The organism is Lactiplantibacillus sp. C232 (genome assembly GCF_023806725.1).
Taxonomy (GTDB): Bacteria; Bacillota; Bacilli; order Lactobacillales; family Lactobacillaceae; genus Lactiplantibacillus; species Lactiplantibacillus plantarum.
Genome location: NZ_JAMSKZ010000015.1, coordinates 60,899 through 77,644 on the forward strand (window position 1 = coordinate 60,899; position 16,746 = coordinate 77,644).

The 16,746-nt window shown below is 45.5% G+C and carries 13 protein-coding genes, 1 tRNA gene and 1 pseudogene; 7 read left to right on the plus strand and 8 right to left on the minus strand.

Annotation, left to right across the window (positions count from 1 at the left end; translation table 11 throughout):
• The first annotated feature begins 93 nt into the window (after nucleotides 1–93).
• The 6 genes and pseudogenes from MZO41_RS13125 (at nucleotide 94) to MZO41_RS13155 (ending at nucleotide 8,101) form a co-directional block, all read left to right on the plus strand.
• Nucleotides 94–903 carry a LicD family protein gene (locus MZO41_RS13125; RefSeq protein ID WP_003641097.1) on the plus strand — a complete coding sequence of 270 codons (810 nt, stop codon included), beginning with the start codon at nucleotides 94–96 and terminating at the stop codon, nucleotides 901–903.
• Nucleotides 904–1,227: 324 nt separating this feature from the next.
• Nucleotides 1,228–2,757: a Ppx/GppA phosphatase family protein gene (locus MZO41_RS13130; RefSeq protein WP_003641096.1), complete on the plus strand. Its 1,530-nt coding sequence runs from the start codon at nucleotides 1,228–1,230 to the stop codon at nucleotides 2,755–2,757.
• A complete protein-coding gene (locus MZO41_RS13135) occupies nucleotides 2,758–4,914 on the plus strand; it encodes an RNA degradosome polyphosphate kinase (RefSeq protein WP_013355273.1) in 2,157 nt (718 codons plus the stop codon). It abuts the gene before it with no gap.
• 2 nt (nucleotides 4,915–4,916) lie between these two features.
• Nucleotides 4,917–5,870, plus strand: a complete 954-nt coding sequence (gene ppx, locus MZO41_RS13140; RefSeq protein WP_003641094.1) for an exopolyphosphatase — start codon at nucleotides 4,917–4,919, stop codon at nucleotides 5,868–5,870.
• A 169-nt stretch (nucleotides 5,871–6,039) separates the two neighbouring features.
• Nucleotides 6,040–7,473, plus strand: a pseudogene (locus MZO41_RS13150) (MFS transporter).
• 115 nt (nucleotides 7,474–7,588) lie between these two features.
• A complete protein-coding gene (locus MZO41_RS13155; RefSeq protein ID WP_003641092.1) occupies nucleotides 7,589–8,101 on the plus strand; it encodes a VanZ family protein in 513 nt (170 codons plus the stop codon).
• Between the two features lie 167 nt (nucleotides 8,102–8,268).
• On the opposite strand, the gene MZO41_RS13160 is transcribed toward MZO41_RS13155, so the two are convergent.
• The 4 genes from MZO41_RS13160 to MZO41_RS13175 all read right to left on the minus strand — a co-directional run bounded on the left by MZO41_RS13160 (nucleotide 8,269) and on the right by MZO41_RS13175 (nucleotide 10,366).
• Nucleotides 8,269–8,499, minus strand: coding sequence for a hypothetical protein (locus MZO41_RS13160; RefSeq protein ID WP_003643998.1), 231 nt, complete (start codon nucleotides 8,497–8,499; stop codon nucleotides 8,269–8,271).
• A 268-nt stretch (nucleotides 8,500–8,767) separates the two neighbouring features.
• A complete protein-coding gene (locus MZO41_RS13165; RefSeq protein ID WP_003641090.1) occupies nucleotides 8,768–9,190 on the minus strand; it encodes a Spx/MgsR family RNA polymerase-binding regulatory protein in 423 nt (140 codons plus the stop codon).
• A gap of 224 nt (nucleotides 9,191–9,414) precedes the next feature.
• Nucleotides 9,415–9,486, minus strand: a tRNA-Asn gene (locus MZO41_RS13170).
• A 181-nt stretch (nucleotides 9,487–9,667) separates the two neighbouring features.
• Entirely contained in the window at nucleotides 9,668–10,366 is a 699-nt protein-coding gene (locus MZO41_RS13175; protein ID WP_238326304.1) for a hypothetical protein, read from the minus strand.
• Between the two features lie 304 nt (nucleotides 10,367–10,670).
• On the opposite strand from MZO41_RS13175, the gene glpK reads away from it, so the two are divergent.
• Nucleotides 10,671–12,197, plus strand: a complete 1,527-nt coding sequence (glpK, locus tag MZO41_RS13180; protein WP_013355271.1) for a glycerol kinase GlpK — start codon at nucleotides 10,671–10,673, stop codon at nucleotides 12,195–12,197.
• Between the two features lie 1,037 nt (nucleotides 12,198–13,234).
• Here the strand turns inward: glpK and MZO41_RS13185 are convergent.
• The 4 genes from MZO41_RS13185 to MZO41_RS13200 all read right to left on the minus strand — a co-directional run bounded on the left by MZO41_RS13185 (nucleotide 13,235) and on the right by MZO41_RS13200 (nucleotide 16,460).
• Nucleotides 13,235–14,434, minus strand: coding sequence for an MFS transporter (locus tag MZO41_RS13185; protein WP_013355270.1), 1,200 nt, complete (start codon nucleotides 14,432–14,434; stop codon nucleotides 13,235–13,237).
• A gap of 293 nt (nucleotides 14,435–14,727) precedes the next feature.
• Complete coding sequence (locus MZO41_RS13190) at nucleotides 14,728–15,480, minus strand: nitroreductase family protein (RefSeq protein ID WP_003645805.1); 753 nt, start codon at nucleotides 15,478–15,480, stop codon at nucleotides 14,728–14,730.
• Complete coding sequence (locus tag MZO41_RS13195) at nucleotides 15,481–15,906, minus strand: hypothetical protein (RefSeq protein WP_003641081.1); 426 nt, start codon at nucleotides 15,904–15,906, stop codon at nucleotides 15,481–15,483. It abuts the gene before it with no gap.
• Between the two features lie 245 nt (nucleotides 15,907–16,151).
• A complete protein-coding gene (locus MZO41_RS13200; RefSeq protein ID WP_027822464.1) occupies nucleotides 16,152–16,460 on the minus strand; it encodes a hypothetical protein in 309 nt (102 codons plus the stop codon).
• Nucleotides 16,461–16,746 lie beyond the last annotated feature (286 nt).

The following is a 16,746-nucleotide window of genomic DNA, read 5'->3' on the forward strand; positions in this document are numbered from 1 at the left end:
AATTCCAACGTTAAGCATCCTCCCTAACAATTTTGTGCAACAAAGTGTATGATGAAAGTAGTTGAAACGCTTACGTAAAAAGGAGACGAGACCATGCCCCTGACACCCTTACATCAAGTTGAATTGCGCTTGATGCGTACCGTCATCGCAATCTGTGAGGCTGAAAATATCGATTACTTTTTGATCGGTGGTTCTTTACTCGGTGCTATTCGTCATCACGGATTTATTCCGTGGGACGATGACATCGACATTGGAATGCGCCGTCATGACTACCAGCGCTTTATCGCCGTCGCCAACCACCATCTTGATCCAAACAAATTTTTCCTACAAACCGGTGCCTCAGATCCGGACTATGCACTCAGTTATATGAAGCTATTAGACGTAAATACTTACATTGAAGAACGCAACAACGTCAATAATGCGTTTAAAGGCGTGTTCGTTGACATCTTTCCGTTTGATAAGATTCCAGATGACGAAGCCTTACGTCGTTCACAGATGTTACATTACAAATTAGCAGACGCTGCGATCCTGCTCAAATTGAATTACCGCTTTGTCAAAACACCACTGCGTAACTTGATTACGAAACACACACCTCAGCAATTAGCTGAAGTCAATCGCTATAAGCTGGAACGTGAGGAATACATGCGCCTGTACGAGCAGTCAGACTCCCGAACTTACAAAAATCTGGCGTCTCAATACGATTACGAAAAGGAAATTATGACCTATCAGGAATTGACCGAGCTAACGACCGTTCCATTCGAAGATATCCAAGTGAAGATTCCCAGTGCGTATGACACCATTTTGACCCGGATGTATGGTGATTACATGCAGCTGCCACCAGCTGATAAACGAGTTGAAAAACATCTGAACAAACTAATTATCGATAATCACGAAATCTTATAATATCAACTAGCGTGGTTCAGGCATACTCGTTACGGCTGAGCCACGCCTTTTTGGTATCTTGGATCAAACGTGCCAAGTTAGGTTAGCGTTCGCTACCGCTGAAACCGGGGTAATCATCACATCAACCACCTAACTAGTAAGATTCATACAAAGTTAATGATGGCCTTAATTACGCTTAACTTTCGTATAAAAACTAAAAGTAATCGCTAACTGTTTCACTACTAAAATACTAATTTAACTAACCCCAACCTGTGTTAAACTTAAATTAAATACATGACTTTAACCTTATTGGGGGTCAGGAAATCATAAAAATGGGGGATCGCCATGGCAGCAAAATTATTTGGAATTATGATGATTAACGTTCAGAGTATTGAATTGTCGATTGTCAATTTACGCACATTACGCCAAGTAGAACGAGTTCGTTCCGACGTTTCACTTGGTGAGGATATTTATGATCAGCATACGATCGATTATGATTCAGTGGAACAAGCCGCACAGGCACTGAGTGGTTTTGTTCAGATCATGAACGATTACGGCGTTAAGGACTACCATTTATGGGGGTCGTGGTCCTTGTCATCCGCTAACAATGCCGACTATATTCAAGACCAATTACTTGTCCGGACTGGGCTCAAGATCGACTGGTTATCTAGTAGTCAGGAAACCTACCTGCGTTCAGTCGCAGTTGCGGTACACTTTCCACGATTCAAGCAAATGATCACGAAGCCGACCTACTTATTAGGAATCAACTCTGGTAGTGTCGGTATTTCGCACTACGATCAGAGTAACTTTGTCTTCTCCCGTAGTCTCCGTTTAGGACCAGTTCGAATCGCGGAAGTTCTTGAAGACTTGCAATCGAGCGTGCCTAACTATGTCGAAGTTTTGGATGATTATATTTCGAGTCAAATCGTTGACTTTGGCCGCTTCTTGCCCGGGCGAAGAGATCAACCTAGTAACGTCGTCATGCTCGGCGTCGCGCCGTTTGCCACCCTCTTTCGCCAACAACAATCAAAAGCTGGCGTGGAGGAACTCAGCAAAGCAGATTTTCAAGCTTTATATGAGGACGTGTTGAACGCCTCTGACCAGTATTTAATGGATAAATACGAAGTTGATGAAGAAGACGTGCGCCTAATCGTGCCCGAATTACTACTTATTAACGAGTTACTACAACTCACTAATGCTGAGAAAATCTGGCTTGGCAACGTGACCGTGCTGGATGGGTTAATTATTCAAGAAGCCATTAAGTTGGGCTATAAGAAATATAACTTTAATGATCAAATCGTAACAGCAGCTAAGAACATTGCGGACCGGTACAACGTTGAACCCAAACATCGCGATTTGGTTACCAAATTCTCATTGCACCTATTCGACCAGCTCAAACCGCTACACCACTTAGGTAAACGGGAGCGGCTACTCTTACAAGTAGCGGCTATCGTGCACGACGTTGGGAGTTATATCGATCCACACCAACATTACTTACATTCGGACTATATCTTGCAGGCCACTGAACTCATGGGATTAACCGATACCGAAAAACGAATGGTCGCCCTGATTTCACGCTACCATAGCGCGCAAACACCATCAAAAGACATTCGCCATTTTGGACACTTACAAGTCGAACAACGCTTATTAGTCTCCAAACTATCCGCCATCTTGAGAATTGCGGACGCTTTGGATGACGGTCGCAAACAAAAAATTGATAAAATTTCCGTTTCAATTCGCAATCCACGGGTCATCATTACTTGCTTTGCTCATGATGACCTCTTCTTAGAAAATTGGGTATTCGCACAAAAAGCGGAATTCTTTAAAGAAGTCTTTGGTTTAACACCAGTGATTAAACTACGGGGGGTACGTTAAATGAATTATTATAAAGAAAGTTATTATACAAACCGTGAACTCAGCTGGCTTGATTTTAACTATCGTGTCCTTGATGAAGCACGTGATAAGGATAACCCCTTGCTAGAACGTGTCCGTTTTCTCGGGATCACACAGAGTAATCTTGACGAATTCTTCACGGTCCGGGTCGCATCATTACGTAAATTGATGTCAGTCAATTACACTAAACCGGATCCCGCGGGACTGACCGCTGCTGATCAAGTCAGTGCAATCAGTGATAAAGCCCACGAGATGGTCAAGCGTCAATACAATACATTAAACCGCTCGCTTTTGCCATTGCTGGAACAGCACGCGATTCATCTCTTGTCGATGGCTGATCTAAACGAGGAACAACACGCCTTTGTTAAGAACTACTTTGATGATGAGCTGTACCCGGCTTTAACACCGATGGCAGACGACTCTTCACGCCCATTCCCGTTCATTGGGAATAATACACTCAACATCGCCTTACGGATTTATAAAAATGGGGATAAGAAGGACCGCAAGTTTGCCACCGTTCAAGTGCCGGACGTCTTTCCTCGCGTGGTCGTTTTGCCAGGCGCACCGAACCAGTTTATTCTGATTGAGGAAATTATCAAAGCCTTTGTCGGCTCACTATTTATCAACTACACGGTCAAGGAAACGAGCTGTTACCGCGTCATGCGGGATTTGGACTTAGATGTCGCCGAAGAGGATACTTCGGACTTATTAAAGGAAGTTCAAAAACAATTAAAGATGCGTGAACGCGGTAAGGTCATGCGCTTAGAAGTCGAAAAGAGTATGAGCAAACATCAACGTACGCGACTCGCTAAAGCCCTTGGGATTAACGAAAGTGCGTTATACGTCATCAACGGTCCCCTCAACTTGACCTTCTTATCCAAGCTGGTGAAAGCTGTGCAGGGCCACGAAGACTTGAATTATCCAAAATACCACGCCTACTATCCCGCGAAGTACCGCGAACGATCCATCTTTGATCTTATCAAGGATCACGACATTTTAATGCAATATCCGTACGATGATTTCAAACCCGTTGTGGACTTTATCCATGAAGCTGCGGAAGATGAGGACGTGTTAGCCATTAAAATGACGCTGTATCGCGTATCAGCTGATTCACCGATTATCAAGTATCTCGGGCAGGCTGCCCAAAACGGCAAACAAGTAACCGTTCTCGTTGAAGTTAAGGCCCGTTTTGATGAAGAAAATAACGTTCACTGGGCGAAAAAGCTTGAAGAAATGGGTTGTCACGTGATCTACGGTCTGATCGGGCTTAAGACACACTGTAAGCTTGCCCTCGTTGTTCGGCGAGAAAATGAAGGTATCAAGCGCTACATGCACATGGGAACTGGGAATTATAACGATGTCACCGCCCATTTCTACACGGACATGGGGCTCTTCACCGCTGATACAGACATGGGAATCGATGCTTCCAACATCTTTAACATGTTATCTGGCTATTCTGAACCACCGTATTTCCACAAATTGCACATCTCACCAGATGGCATCCGCGACTTTATCAACGAAAAGCTAGACGATGAGATTGCCATTGCCAAAGCTGGTCAGCCCGCAGTTGTCAAAATGAAGATGAACTCATTATCCGATCCGCAGATTATTAGCAAACTCTACGAAGCTTCTCACGCCGGTGTTAAGATCCAACTGATCATTCGGGGAATTTGTTGTTTACGAACAGGCATCAAAGGCATCTCGGATAACATCGAGGTCCACTCGATCATTGGTCGCCTTCTGGAGCACAGTCGTATATACTACTTTAGCAACGACGGTGAACCACAAATTTACTTATCCAGTGCGGATATGATGACCCGTAACCTAAATCGCCGGGTCGAATTATTGTTCCCACTGCTCCAACCTGAAATCAGTCACCGTGCGATGACAATTTTTGAAACGATGTGGGCTGACACGGTCAAAACGCGCATTTTGCAACCAGATAACACGTACACCCGTGTGGATGGGCGCGGCTTAGAGGTTTTGGACTCCCAGGCCGAATTCATTCGCGAAGCCGAGCAAGCAGTCAAGGCTGATCACGGCGATACTACGCCCACTAGCAACGCACACCAGTTCATTCCGATGATGAGTCCCAAGAATGAGCCGGATGCTTCAGATCTTGATAGAGAGGATGATTAGCGATGGAAAACTTTGCGGTCATTGACTTAGGTTCCAATTCATGTCGAATGACAATTACACAGATTCAGGAAGACGGTAGTTATGCGGTCACTCACCGACTCAAGGAAATGGTGCGTTTATCCGAGAATGAAAACGCCACGGATACGCCGACCCTTCAAGCCGAGGCCATTGACCGCACGATTGCAGCGCTAAAGTCGTTTGCTGCCGTCTACAAAGACTTACCTAACTTAACTATCAAGGCCGTGGCGACCGCCGCAACGCGAAAGGCCAGCAACCAAAAGAAATTTCTCAAACGCGTTAAAAATGATGTTGGCCTAGATATCGAAGTGATTCCTGGAACAACCGAGGCCTATTACGATTACTTAGGGGTAGTCAATACGCTTCCAACGACTAACTGCGTCATGGTCGATACTGGTGGCGGTAGCTGCGAACTCGTCCTTATCGTAAACGGCCAAGCCAAGGACCTAATCAGTCTGCCAATCGGCGCGGTCAGTTTATCCGAAAAGTTCGGCCTCAACGACCAAGTTACCGCTAGTCAATTATTTAAAACGATGACTTTCGTTGATAAAATTTTTAATAGCGTCTGGTGGTTGCGAAACGGTCTCAACTTACCACTCGTCTGTTTGGGTGGTAGCAACCGAACGTTAGCCAAAATTAACCGGCGCAAATGCAATATCCTCAACTTTGAAGATATTCACGGTTATCGGCTACGTGACAACGCCATCTATGACACATTCAATACTGTCATTAGCCAGGATGCAGCTGGTCGCGCGGCTATTCCTGGATTAGCAAAGGACCGGGCTGATATTATTGTTGGTGGGATGATTCCTGCCATTAGTCTGATGCGCTTTTTAGATTCTGACCGGATGATTTTCTCTCAAAATGGACTGCGTGAAGGCATCCTATTCGAGCACCTGACTGCTTTAGCTGAACAAAGCGCTAAAGTCAGCGAATAAAAAAATCGGACTGACATTTTTATCAGTAGTATGCTAGGATTAAAACATTAATAAATTCATCAAGGTCGTCTTTGATGCTTGTATATCTTTACAACGGAATCTCCGTTGGTCAAGAAAAGCGTCGTTTCACATACGAAACGAGCTGGCCTTGATCAATGGAGGTTTTATTTTGTCTACAACAACACCTGTCATCCCAACCCAAACGAAGGTTGCAATTTTTGGCACCGCCAGTCTGGCTTTTTGCGGTATTTTAGTTGAAACATCAATGAACGTTACCTTTCCGACCTTGATGCACCAATTCCACACCACTCTAGCAACGGTTCAATGGGTCACCACTGCCTATTTACTCGCCGTAGCCGCTACCATGGTTATTACGGCGTTTATTTAACAACGCTTCCGTTGGCGGACAATTATTAACGTTGGCGGGGCTGGTTTCGTTCTTGGCGGTTTATTATGTACAGTCGCGCCACAGCTCTGGTTACTACTATTCGGTCGAATCATTCAAGCCATCGGAACTGGATTGGCATTACCATTAGTATTTGCGCAAATCATGACCCTGGTCCCTTTCACTGCTCAGGGTCGTTTTACGGGGACCGCTGGAATGTTGATCGCATTGGCCCCTTCACTCGGACCAACATATGGCGGCTTAGTGACACAACTATTATCCTGGCGCTTAATTTTCGGCATTACCCTACCGTTTGGTCTGATTGCTTGGCTGATAACGGCCAAAACTATTCGCCAAACGCAGGCACCACGGTCACGTCTGTTCCCCTTATGCCAATTCGGGCTAGTCGTCGCGGCACTCATCCTGCTGATTTTTAGCGTCAATAACCTTAGTACACATGGCTTAAGCTTAGTATTCGTCTGGTTACCACTGTTATTAGCGGTACTCGCCGTACTGACTTTTACCCGTTCGGCAACCCGAACCACGCACCCACTAATCAACCTGGCCGTCTTCCAACAGGGTGACTTTACCCGGGCGCTTCTCATTTACTTCTTCATTCAATTCATTCAGATTGGACTGACCTTTCTGCTCCCTAATTTTGCACAACTCGCTTTGGGTAAAAATGCGTTAGTGTCGGGCTTAATGCTATTAGCAGGAAGCTTATGTTCAGCAATACTATCACCTTTGGCTGGTAAATTGATGGACCGTCGCGGCATTCGGCGACCATTCCAAATTGGTAGTGGCTTTTTACTGTTGGCAACACTAAGTCTCGCAGGGTTAGCCCAGCATCTCTCGGTCGGCTTGATCATTGGCTTATTTGTTGGCTTTCAAATTGGGTTCAGTTGCTTATTTAACAATGCCCTGACGTATGGTTTACAACAATTGCCGCCCCAACTAATGGGCGATGGCAACGCGCTTTTCAACACCCTACAACAGTATTCTGGTTCGCTCGGTACCGCCATTATGGCCGTCTTGATTACATTGGGCACCCGCATGGCACCGAGTGCTTCGAGTACGATGCAAACCACCCTCGGCACCCAGATCGCACTCTGGTTCAGTCTAATTATCATTATGATTGTAGCTGCTTTAGCGCTGACTACGAAACCAATTGCGAATATGGCTGACGACCAACATCAATCACGGTCATCTAACCACTGATTTACTTGGGATTTGGTTAAGCCGTTAAAGGCTTCATTAAGCTTCACGTCTTCTTTACTTCTGACCACTGAGTTTACGGTAAGATACAGTTAATCCAAACCGAGGAGTGGTGTGCATGCGTTGGGAACCGTTCAGAATTATTTTAATAGTTGCAACACTAAGTTGTTTGGTGATTCTTGTCCACGTTCGCCAGCCACAAGCCCGGACGCGGCAGCTACTCGGCTTAGGTTACTTATTTGGCCTTAGTGTGATTTTGTTTACCCCGCTGTCATTCGACGGAACTGCCATCTACGTGATGCCAGCTGGTGTCGGCCAAGTGAACCTATCACGGTTGTATCTTCACGGGCTGGGCTTTATCGAAAATATCATTCTGACGATTCCCTTAGGCTGGGGAATTAAACGCCACTTTCATCACTACCCACTATTGGGCCTCGGATTAACGGGCTTGTTAGTGGGTGCCAGCATTGAAAGTCTGCAATATTTCATGTCACAACATTGGCTGATCAATCGCAGTAGCGATATCAACGACGTCATTGCCAACGCAACGGGTATCCTGATTGGCGGACTCGTGGCAGCTACCTTCCAATTTGTGGCCCAGCACCGCAAGACAAGCGTCACGGATTACTGATCACAACTGTATCCTGAAGCTTGCACCCCCTTGCTGGCTGCTTAATGCTCGACTGCGCCGTAAATCACGGCATGGCGCTCAACTTAAATTCACAAACGCAGTGACAAAAAGACGGTTGTTAGACCAATAATAGTCTAACAACCGTCTTTTGTGGCGTCTTCTCAATTTTAATGGTTAGTTGTGGACTTGTCCTCATGCGCGGCACGTTGCGCTTGCTGATCTTGATGCCAGCTAGTTGGACTCCATAATTGGCCTTCCATTGAACCCCGTAGACTCTCAATCTCAGCCTGTTGGTCATCGATGACCTTAATGATACTCTCCACAACAACTTGATTATCAGCCGTCTTCAAAGCGGCGAGTGCCTGGATCGCCCAGGCAGCCTGGTCTTGTTCACTCATTATGTTAAAATCTCCGTTTCCTTTAAGCCTTTTTACATTGTACACAAACCAACTGATTATACCAAGAAATCTGCTTACTCAGCAAAGGTAACGGGCGGTAATCGGCAAGTAAAATAACGCCCTACACTGCGATACGCTGTTAAGAAGACACGCAACCAAACGCACCCTGGTGGCTGGCTGATATTGTTCTTTCGACAAAAAAAGCGGCCCATCAAGAATATCAACACAATTCTTGATGGGCCGCTTTCGTCTCAAACGCTAAATCCGATTAACCAACTGCTTGTTGATCATCGTCATAAAGTTTTTGTTGAATTTCACGTAATTCAGACTTACGTACCGAACGTGGCAAAAATGCCCGAATGTCCTCTTCGTTATAACCGATTTGTAACCGCCGACCATCATAAATGATTGGCCGCTTGAGTAATTGTGGTTTTTCAACTAATAGGTCCAATAACTGATTAAAACCTAAGTCCGACAAATCAATGTGTAATGCTTTGAAAGCCTTAGAACGCGTTGAAACGATGTCCTCGAAGCCATTTTCAGTGAGCCGGAGGATTTGTTTCAATTCATCGCGATCCAGAGGATTAGCAATAATGTCGCGTTCATTAAATGGAATGTTATTCTCAACTAACCATGCTCGTGCACTACGACTAGACTTGCTGGACGTTGAATAATATAAGTTTACTGTCACGATGAATTCCTCCTAAGTTTCAGCAAGTGACTTTACACCACTTACTTTAATATAGTAAGTATACGGTTTTAGTCAAGAATAGTCAAGGTTTGTCAGAACTTTTTTAGTTAATTATTTCTAAAGTTCTGCCAGCCAATTACCCATCAAATGCCAGCGCTATTCTGTACTTGTGCCGACAAAAGCGGTACCTCACGAGATACCGCTACTTAACTAAACATGACCAACTGCCCGGGCTGGGATCGAACCAGCGACCTCTTGATTAACAGTCAATTATTCTACCGCTGAACTACCGGGCAATGATTATGTCTGTATTTATACACGCTTTTATGATAAAAAACAAGTCTTTTTTAAAAAAAGTCACACTAAATTCACATAATTAATATGATATCCACCTCAAACAACGTACAAACCTAACCACGATACCACGGAAAAGTCCTGTTTTGAAAAGCGTTGTGCCAGTGTATTAGTGATTTCTAATTAACTCAATGTCGTTTTTAACTCAAAGTAGTAATCCCCACGCTGATTATGCAGTGCCAATTGCCAGCTACCTAAATCATCCCAGCAAGTCGTATCGGGAGCGGCGTGTTGATGCTTAAACAACACGTGAAAAGTCGGCTTCCACGTCTCGTGATCGTCTCCTGTGATACGGATCAAGCGACACACTTCCCGGTGACAACGAATCGCTGTCCGAACACCAACGATAATACCTGCCACCATCACCCCCGCACCAAGTGCCAACCCAAGTAATAACAACCGGGTTAATAGTGGCGTTGCTTGCAATTGCGAGCTAATCACAATCGTCGCACTCATCATGAGCCAGACTACCAATACCCAGCCATTGAGCCAGTTCAAGGCGACATCGCGAGCATGTCGATACACTGCTAAGCGGTATTGTTGATCATTGTTGACCACTCGTTGTTTAGGGGCCACAGTTGAATAAACCACCGCCATATCATCATGAAACGTATAACTAGTAAGTGGTTGGAAGACCGTCGTCATAGCTTGTAACGTCGTCTGTGGCATGTATTCGGCAATCAGCTGGCGTGCTTGTGGGACTTCTTTAAACTGATAACTCAGACCGTGAATCGCCGTCAATTGATAGCCCCACGCCGCCTGCCGATTGAGCCAAGCAACCTCGGCAGCAGAGCCTTTAAGAAAAAAGCGTCGTTTTTGCATACTAGGAATCCTCCATTTCACACCGATTTGAGTCCCCATTATATGCCGATTGGTCTACATTTCAAATATTCATTAATCTTAGTTCAACGCCGTTACTAACCGTTGTACAAAAGTAATATTACCAAAACAAGCATGGTAACCCTTTCCTCATTTCAGCGAATTGGTATGGGTACGATGATTAATTCTCGATACTTCATGGGATGCCAGTTTATATATTAAGTTTTTTATATTTATTCACAAGTCCAACTATCCATGCTAGCATCAAAGATGATGTTATTGATTACAATCTTCGGAGGAACAAGTTATGTCAGCCAAATATATCATGGCCATTGACGAGGGGACCACGAGTACCCGCACCATTATTTTTAATCACGCCGGTCAAAAAGTTGCCGACGCCCAAAAGGAGTTTCCACAATACTTTCCGCAACCGGGGTGGGTCGAACACGACGCTACTGAAATCTGGAACGCGGTTTCCTCAACGATCGCTAACGTCTTAATTGACGCTAATATTAAACCTAATCAAATCGAAGCCATCGGGATCACCAATCAACGTGAGACTACCGTTGTCTGGGACAAGCAAACCGGTCTACCCATTTATAACGCTATTGTTTGGCAGTCCCGGCAAACTGCACCGTTAGCTGAGCAACTCATCGCTGATGGTATGGGCGATCTGATTCACCGGCACACCGGCCTAGTGACCGACGCCTACTTCTCAGCAACAAAAATTCGCTGGATCTTAGACCACGTTGATGGTGCCCAAAAGCGCGCGGAACGCGGCGAACTTCTTTTCGGGACTATTGATACTTGGCTCGTCTGGAAATTGACTGGTGGCGAGACCCACGTCACCGACTACACCAACGCCAGTCGCACCATGTTATTCAACATTCACGACTTACAATGGGACCAAACGATTCTGAACCTACTGAACATTCCTGCTGCGATGCTCCCAGAAGTACGGTCCAACTCTGAGATCTATGGCACGACTAAGGACTACTTGCTTTATGGTAGCCAAATTCCAATCAGCGGGATGGCCGGCGACCAACAAGCCGCACTATTTGGTCAGATGGCCTTTGAACCTGGCATGGTCAAAAACACTTATGGAACCGGTGCCTTTACCGTCATGAATCTGGGCGAGCAACCGCAATTATCCGACCACAACCTTTTAACGACCATCGCTTACGGGCTTGATGGCAACATCAATTACGCGCTTGAAGGCTCCATCTTCGTAGCGGGTTCGGCCCTGCAATGGTTACGCGATGGCATGCAACTGATCGAATCAGCACCAGAATCCGAAAGTCTTGCTCAACAGTCCCATAATCACAACGAAGTTTACGTAGTTCCCGCCTTTACCGGATTGGGCGCACCTTACTGGGATTCCGAGACCCGTGGAGCCGTCTTTGGCTTAACCCGCGGGACCACCCGGGCTGATTTTGTTAAAGCCACGCTACAGTCACTGGCCTACCAGTCCCGCGACGTCATTGATACGATGAAAAACGACGCCAACATCACCATGCCCACACTCATGGTCGACGGCGGTGCAGCCCGCAACAACTGGCTGATGCAATTTCAAGCCGACATCTCAAACGTCAAGATCATCCGGGCCGCTGACCTCGAAACGACCGCACTCGGTGCTGCATTCTTAGCCGGCCTAGCCGTGGGATACTGGCAAGATTTGGACGAACTCAAATCAATCCACCAAACCGGCAATGTCTTCCAACCCCGAATGGCCGCGCCCCAACGTGCGAACCTTTACCAAGGCTGGCAAGCCGCCGTCAAAGCAGCCCAACTATTCAAGCACATCCCAATCGACGCCCAATCAAGTACCAACTAAACTAAATTTCTAATCAAAAACGTCGCGACTGAAGTCAGTCACGACGTTTTTAGTTCAGCACTATTTTCCTTGAGTCCATCACTGCCATTCTCATCTATCCGATAATCCGCACTGTGTTTGTTGCTTTTCATGATTAAAACGTGCCAAGTTTTTAAGTTCAAAAGCAACCAGCTTAGACCCGCTGGAAAAAGTTCAGGTTAGCGTAAATTTGCTTAGTTAGTGTGTCCTATGCCGACTTCCAGGCATTTCTGCCAATTGCCGGAACGTGGTGGGAACAGATTTAAGCCGAAGCCCACGTCTTAAATACTGGCCTTTCACTAACCAAGCACAAGACGCTTGCTAAGTGAAATTTCACCACTGGGCATTGTCAGAAACGCCTTCCAGTCGGGACAGTGTTCGAATGGCAGACGGAGATGTACCCAACTTTTATTGGACTCATCATTGTTCTTCATAAACAGTAATTTTGTCGAGCAACTGTCAGGCAGAAAATGACATTGTGATAGCTTACTATTTTGGAATCACCATAGTAGTAATCGAACGTTTCAACAAAGTGGTTAGGGTAACCCTAACGTCTCGTTTAAAGTTCCTGTATCAAAATAGTCAACGACCAATTGTGCCGAGTTAAGTGGTCGTTCATCAGCCATTCGAGCGGCTTCCCGAAACGTGTTCGGTGCCACTAAAGCCTGTGCTTGCTACGCCAACGGACTAATGCCAAAACCGCATTAATCCGTTGGCTAGGCAATGCTCGGCTTCAACTCGTGGCCCCGCACACTCTTGAGACTGGAGGGGCTGGGTGACAATGCTCAGTAGCCAAATTATTCTTAGTCGGAAGTGATTTCCTTCCGGCTTAGAATAAGACTCGTATTTGAGATGACGCGGGTTGGGCGTTAGCTCAAATCGATGTCGGCTTACGTTCCAGCAATTGTCACCCAGCCCCGGAGGTCGGAATAGGACGATCATTGCTGACGAACAGAAATCCACCTAATCGGCACGTTTTAATCATGATTGATGACAGATTAATGAATATCGCGTGGGGTTTATGATAATTGTAGTTCGTCTACTTTTTTGAAGGCGTGACTGGCTAGAAATAGCAGGAATATGCCGGCATAAAAGAGGGCAAATAGTAATAAGAATAGCCGTAAATCAAAGCGGTCAGCTAGGAAAGAAAACGCTAGCGAACCCAGCGGTAGGGTCACGGAAACCAGCGTATAAAAGCAGGTCATTACCTTCCCGAGTTGGTCTGAACCGACCGTCGCTTGAATCATCGGTGTCTCAAATACTTGCGTCAGTCCTTGAAAGACAAAGCTCAGTAAGTAAATGATGGCAAACAGCCAGAACTGGTTGTACGACACTACTGTCAAGATCATGAATAACGCACGCCCAAAGTTGCCGATGAGGTAAGACTGCCGAACGGTCAACTTTTTTAACTGTCGGTAGACTACCGTCATCCCTAATAATATTCCAACGGCTGACATCGACTCCAAAATACCGTAGTAGATCGAGCCACCGAAATGCCGCCCAAATAAAACGACGTACGTATTCAAACCGCCAAAGAAGAAATTCATGACGACGCTCGCAAACGTCAATAAACGCAGCAGCGGATCAGTGCTGATAATTTTGAAACCAACCAAAATCTGGTTGAGATACAAGGACTTTTCCCGCGTGTGTTGCTGACGGGGTTCAGCGAGTTTGATCCGCCTAAAAGTGGCAACGGTAACGACAAACGTGGCTGCATCCATGATTAAAACACCGAGCACTGAGCAGAGGCTGATCAAAAATCCAGACAGCGCGTTGAACACGTAATCCGTTCCCTTGTAGGCAATTGACATGTCCGCTTGTGCTTGAACTAGCTGGTCTGGCTCAACGAGCAGCGGTACTAATGTATCTTGAATCGGATAAGCTAGTGATCCAAAAAGGGCCGCGACGAATACCAGCCCGACATAGATACCTGGCAACTTAATATGTAACGCAACTAATCCAATTAGCATGACCACGATCACTAACTGTGAAAATTCAACCGCGACTAATAATCGGCGTTTAGAATGTCGGTCGATACTGTCACCAAACAGAAACAACAACACGCCCGGTAAAACAATAGCCACATTCATGATGCCGATCCACAACGCACTGTTGGTCAATTGGAGAATGAACCAGTTCATGGCAATCATGTAGATGCTGTCACCAGCGTTACCCACTGCTCGCCCTAAGACGAGTTTTCTGAAGTTGGCATTGATCACATTATCCGCCCCTTTCAAGCCTTGCAACAATGTTACTATCACACATCAGAATAAGGATCGACTCAGCTTTCACTCGAATCTGCAACGCAGCCCGGGCCTGCTTAGTAAACATCGTCTCAGAATTAATTATATTATAATTAGTAAAAATAACAATATTTAATCTTATTTTAATGTTAAGATTCGTCCTCCCAGGTACCAAAAAATCTCCCATGTCAGCTAATAGCGACATGGGAGCGTTACATTAACGGTTATTTTTCGTTCAGCCATTCTAATTATTAGTGTTATGGTAACGATTATTGGTCTAATTCCGGCAAAAAGCCCTGCTGCCTAGCGATTGTCAAAAACTCTCGCCGTTTGGCCGCTGAGTGGGTCGCTTCCTGCGTCATGTGCGCTAAGTGTTCCGTACGGGCGTGACTACTCCGATGTTGATAATACTGATTCAAAACGCCATCAAACCGGTCTAACTCCGCCTGATAACTCGCAGGCTCAGCATAGGTATCTTGAAACAACACAGCGGGCAACCCTAATCGAGGTTTCTTTTCAGGAACATCCGCTGGGTGTCCTAACTGCAACCCAAAGACGGGTAACGTCAAGTCCGGCAAGTGCAGTGCGTCAATCACCGCCTGCGTGTCGTTGTTAATTGATCCAAGTACAACGCTACCAAGACCCATGCTTTCAGCGACCATCACCATCGCCGCTGTAATCAGCGTGGCATCTTCAATACTACCAGCAAAGCGGTCAAATTCACTCAGTGCCCGGCGCGTCGTTGCACCCGGTGCTAGCTTGACGTTGCGATGTTGGTCCGCAACCACAACTAATAAACGGCCGTTTTCACCAACCGTTGGCATCGTCGTAATCGTGGCCAATTGTTGCCGTAGTGCAGGCTGAGTGATCTCAATCAAACTGTATGCCTGTAAATATTGGCTAGTCGGCATTTGTTGTGCCGTTGTGATGATTTGCGCGAATTGCGCATCACTAATTGGTTCAGTGGTAAATTGTCGCCGCGTTCGATGGTCCTGTAAGGTTTCAATCACACTCTTTGTCACTTAAAATCGCTCCTGTTCTTGTTGTAATTCCCGTGACCAGTCCGTTAATTGTGGCAACACGTCCAGGTTCAAGTTAAACACAATTCGTTGACACACTTGATCAAGCTGTACGCTCCGAAATAAGGGATAACGGGTCCTGCCCTGATCCTGGTGTATGATAACACTTAACGTAACCAGCTCATCTAACGCCGTTTCTAACAGTGTCATCGCACGCTGCGGAAAATATTCTCGCTGTAGTGCCGGCGCGTCCAATGAGCAGCCTGCCAACGCTTCAACATCTCGCCGAGTCAATAACAAACTTTCCGGATGTTCGCCAATTAATCGACTTAAAATCTGAACAGTCAATTGGGTCTCAAACGCGTTACGAAAACGAAAACGGGTCTGGAAATGACTTTGAATAAATTGTAGCAATGCCCCATTCTTCATTTAATAACGAGCCTCCTTAAACATGCTTATTGATAATAACACTGATACTAGCGTTTGTAAGTTATTTTCCTCCACCACGCACCCGCAATTAAATCACCACAATCAGTCAATTACATGATCCAAACAAAAAAGCTGAGCTTAGAGAATTGACATTCTGAAAGTTCAACTTTTGAGCCAACGCCTACTAAAAAACAACCGCCGTTTGATAAACTCACACTCCTGCGCTAGACTTTGGCTAACAGCTTTTAGCCAATATGATTTTCTTTCAAAATCAGATCGACCTCAGCTTGGATGTCAGGTGTTTTTGTCCATTCTTCCCAATGATCCATCGTTTCATCGGGAATCGTAAATGTTTCATTAATATATTGCTCATACTTGGCAACATGCGTGGAATGCGGAATGTTTAGTTGTAATATCCGCACTTGCTTAATAAAACCACGTTCAGCTGCTAACTCAGCGCGGCCATTCATCAACATGTTTCCGATCTCCATGTATGAGGTCCCATCATTACGTGTTATTTCTTGAATTAAGTCTAATACTTCATGGTTTTTCAACTGCAATCCCTCACTTCACATTTTAGTATAAGCGGGGTTGGCAGTCGTGTCAAAACTGACCAGTAATCACCTGTACTTGATGAACACTAAACTAACTCAGTCAGCCCCAAAATGCTACCATCAGCCGAGCACTCCTTTTTCTGAGTAAACATCAATCTTCAAAAATTACGGGTCTCTGTCAACCGGTGTTGATGAAGTTATATTTAGAATCCAATTCATTTACGAATTGGGTTCTTTTTTTCGATTTTGATTTTGAACTCAATTTGAATTCGATAAATAAAGTTTT

Coding starts and splice junctions, on each gene's coding strand:
- MZO41_RS13125 (WP_003641097.1), top strand. CDS start 94: ATGCCCCTGACACCCTTACATCAAGTTGAATTGCGCTTGATGCGTACC.
- MZO41_RS13130 (WP_003641096.1), top strand. CDS start 1,228: ATGGCAGCAAAATTATTTGGAATTATGATGATTAACGTTCAGAGTATT.
- MZO41_RS13135 (WP_013355273.1), top strand. CDS start 2,758: ATGAATTATTATAAAGAAAGTTATTATACAAACCGTGAACTCAGCTGG.
- ppx (WP_003641094.1), top strand. CDS start 4,917: ATGGAAAACTTTGCGGTCATTGACTTAGGTTCCAATTCATGTCGAATG.
- MZO41_RS13155 (WP_003641092.1), top strand. CDS start 7,589: ATGCGTTGGGAACCGTTCAGAATTATTTTAATAGTTGCAACACTAAGT.
- MZO41_RS13160 (WP_003643998.1), bottom strand. CDS start 8,499: ATGAGTGAACAAGACCAGGCTGCCTGGGCGATCCAGGCACTCGCCGCT.
- MZO41_RS13175 (WP_238326304.1), bottom strand. CDS start 10,366: ATGCAAAAACGACGCTTTTTTCTTAAAGGCTCTGCTGCCGAGGTTGCT.
- glpK (WP_013355271.1), top strand. CDS start 10,671: ATGTCAGCCAAATATATCATGGCCATTGACGAGGGGACCACGAGTACC.
- MZO41_RS13195 (WP_003641081.1), bottom strand. CDS start 15,906: ATGAAGAATGGGGCATTGCTACAATTTATTCAAAGTCATTTCCAGACC.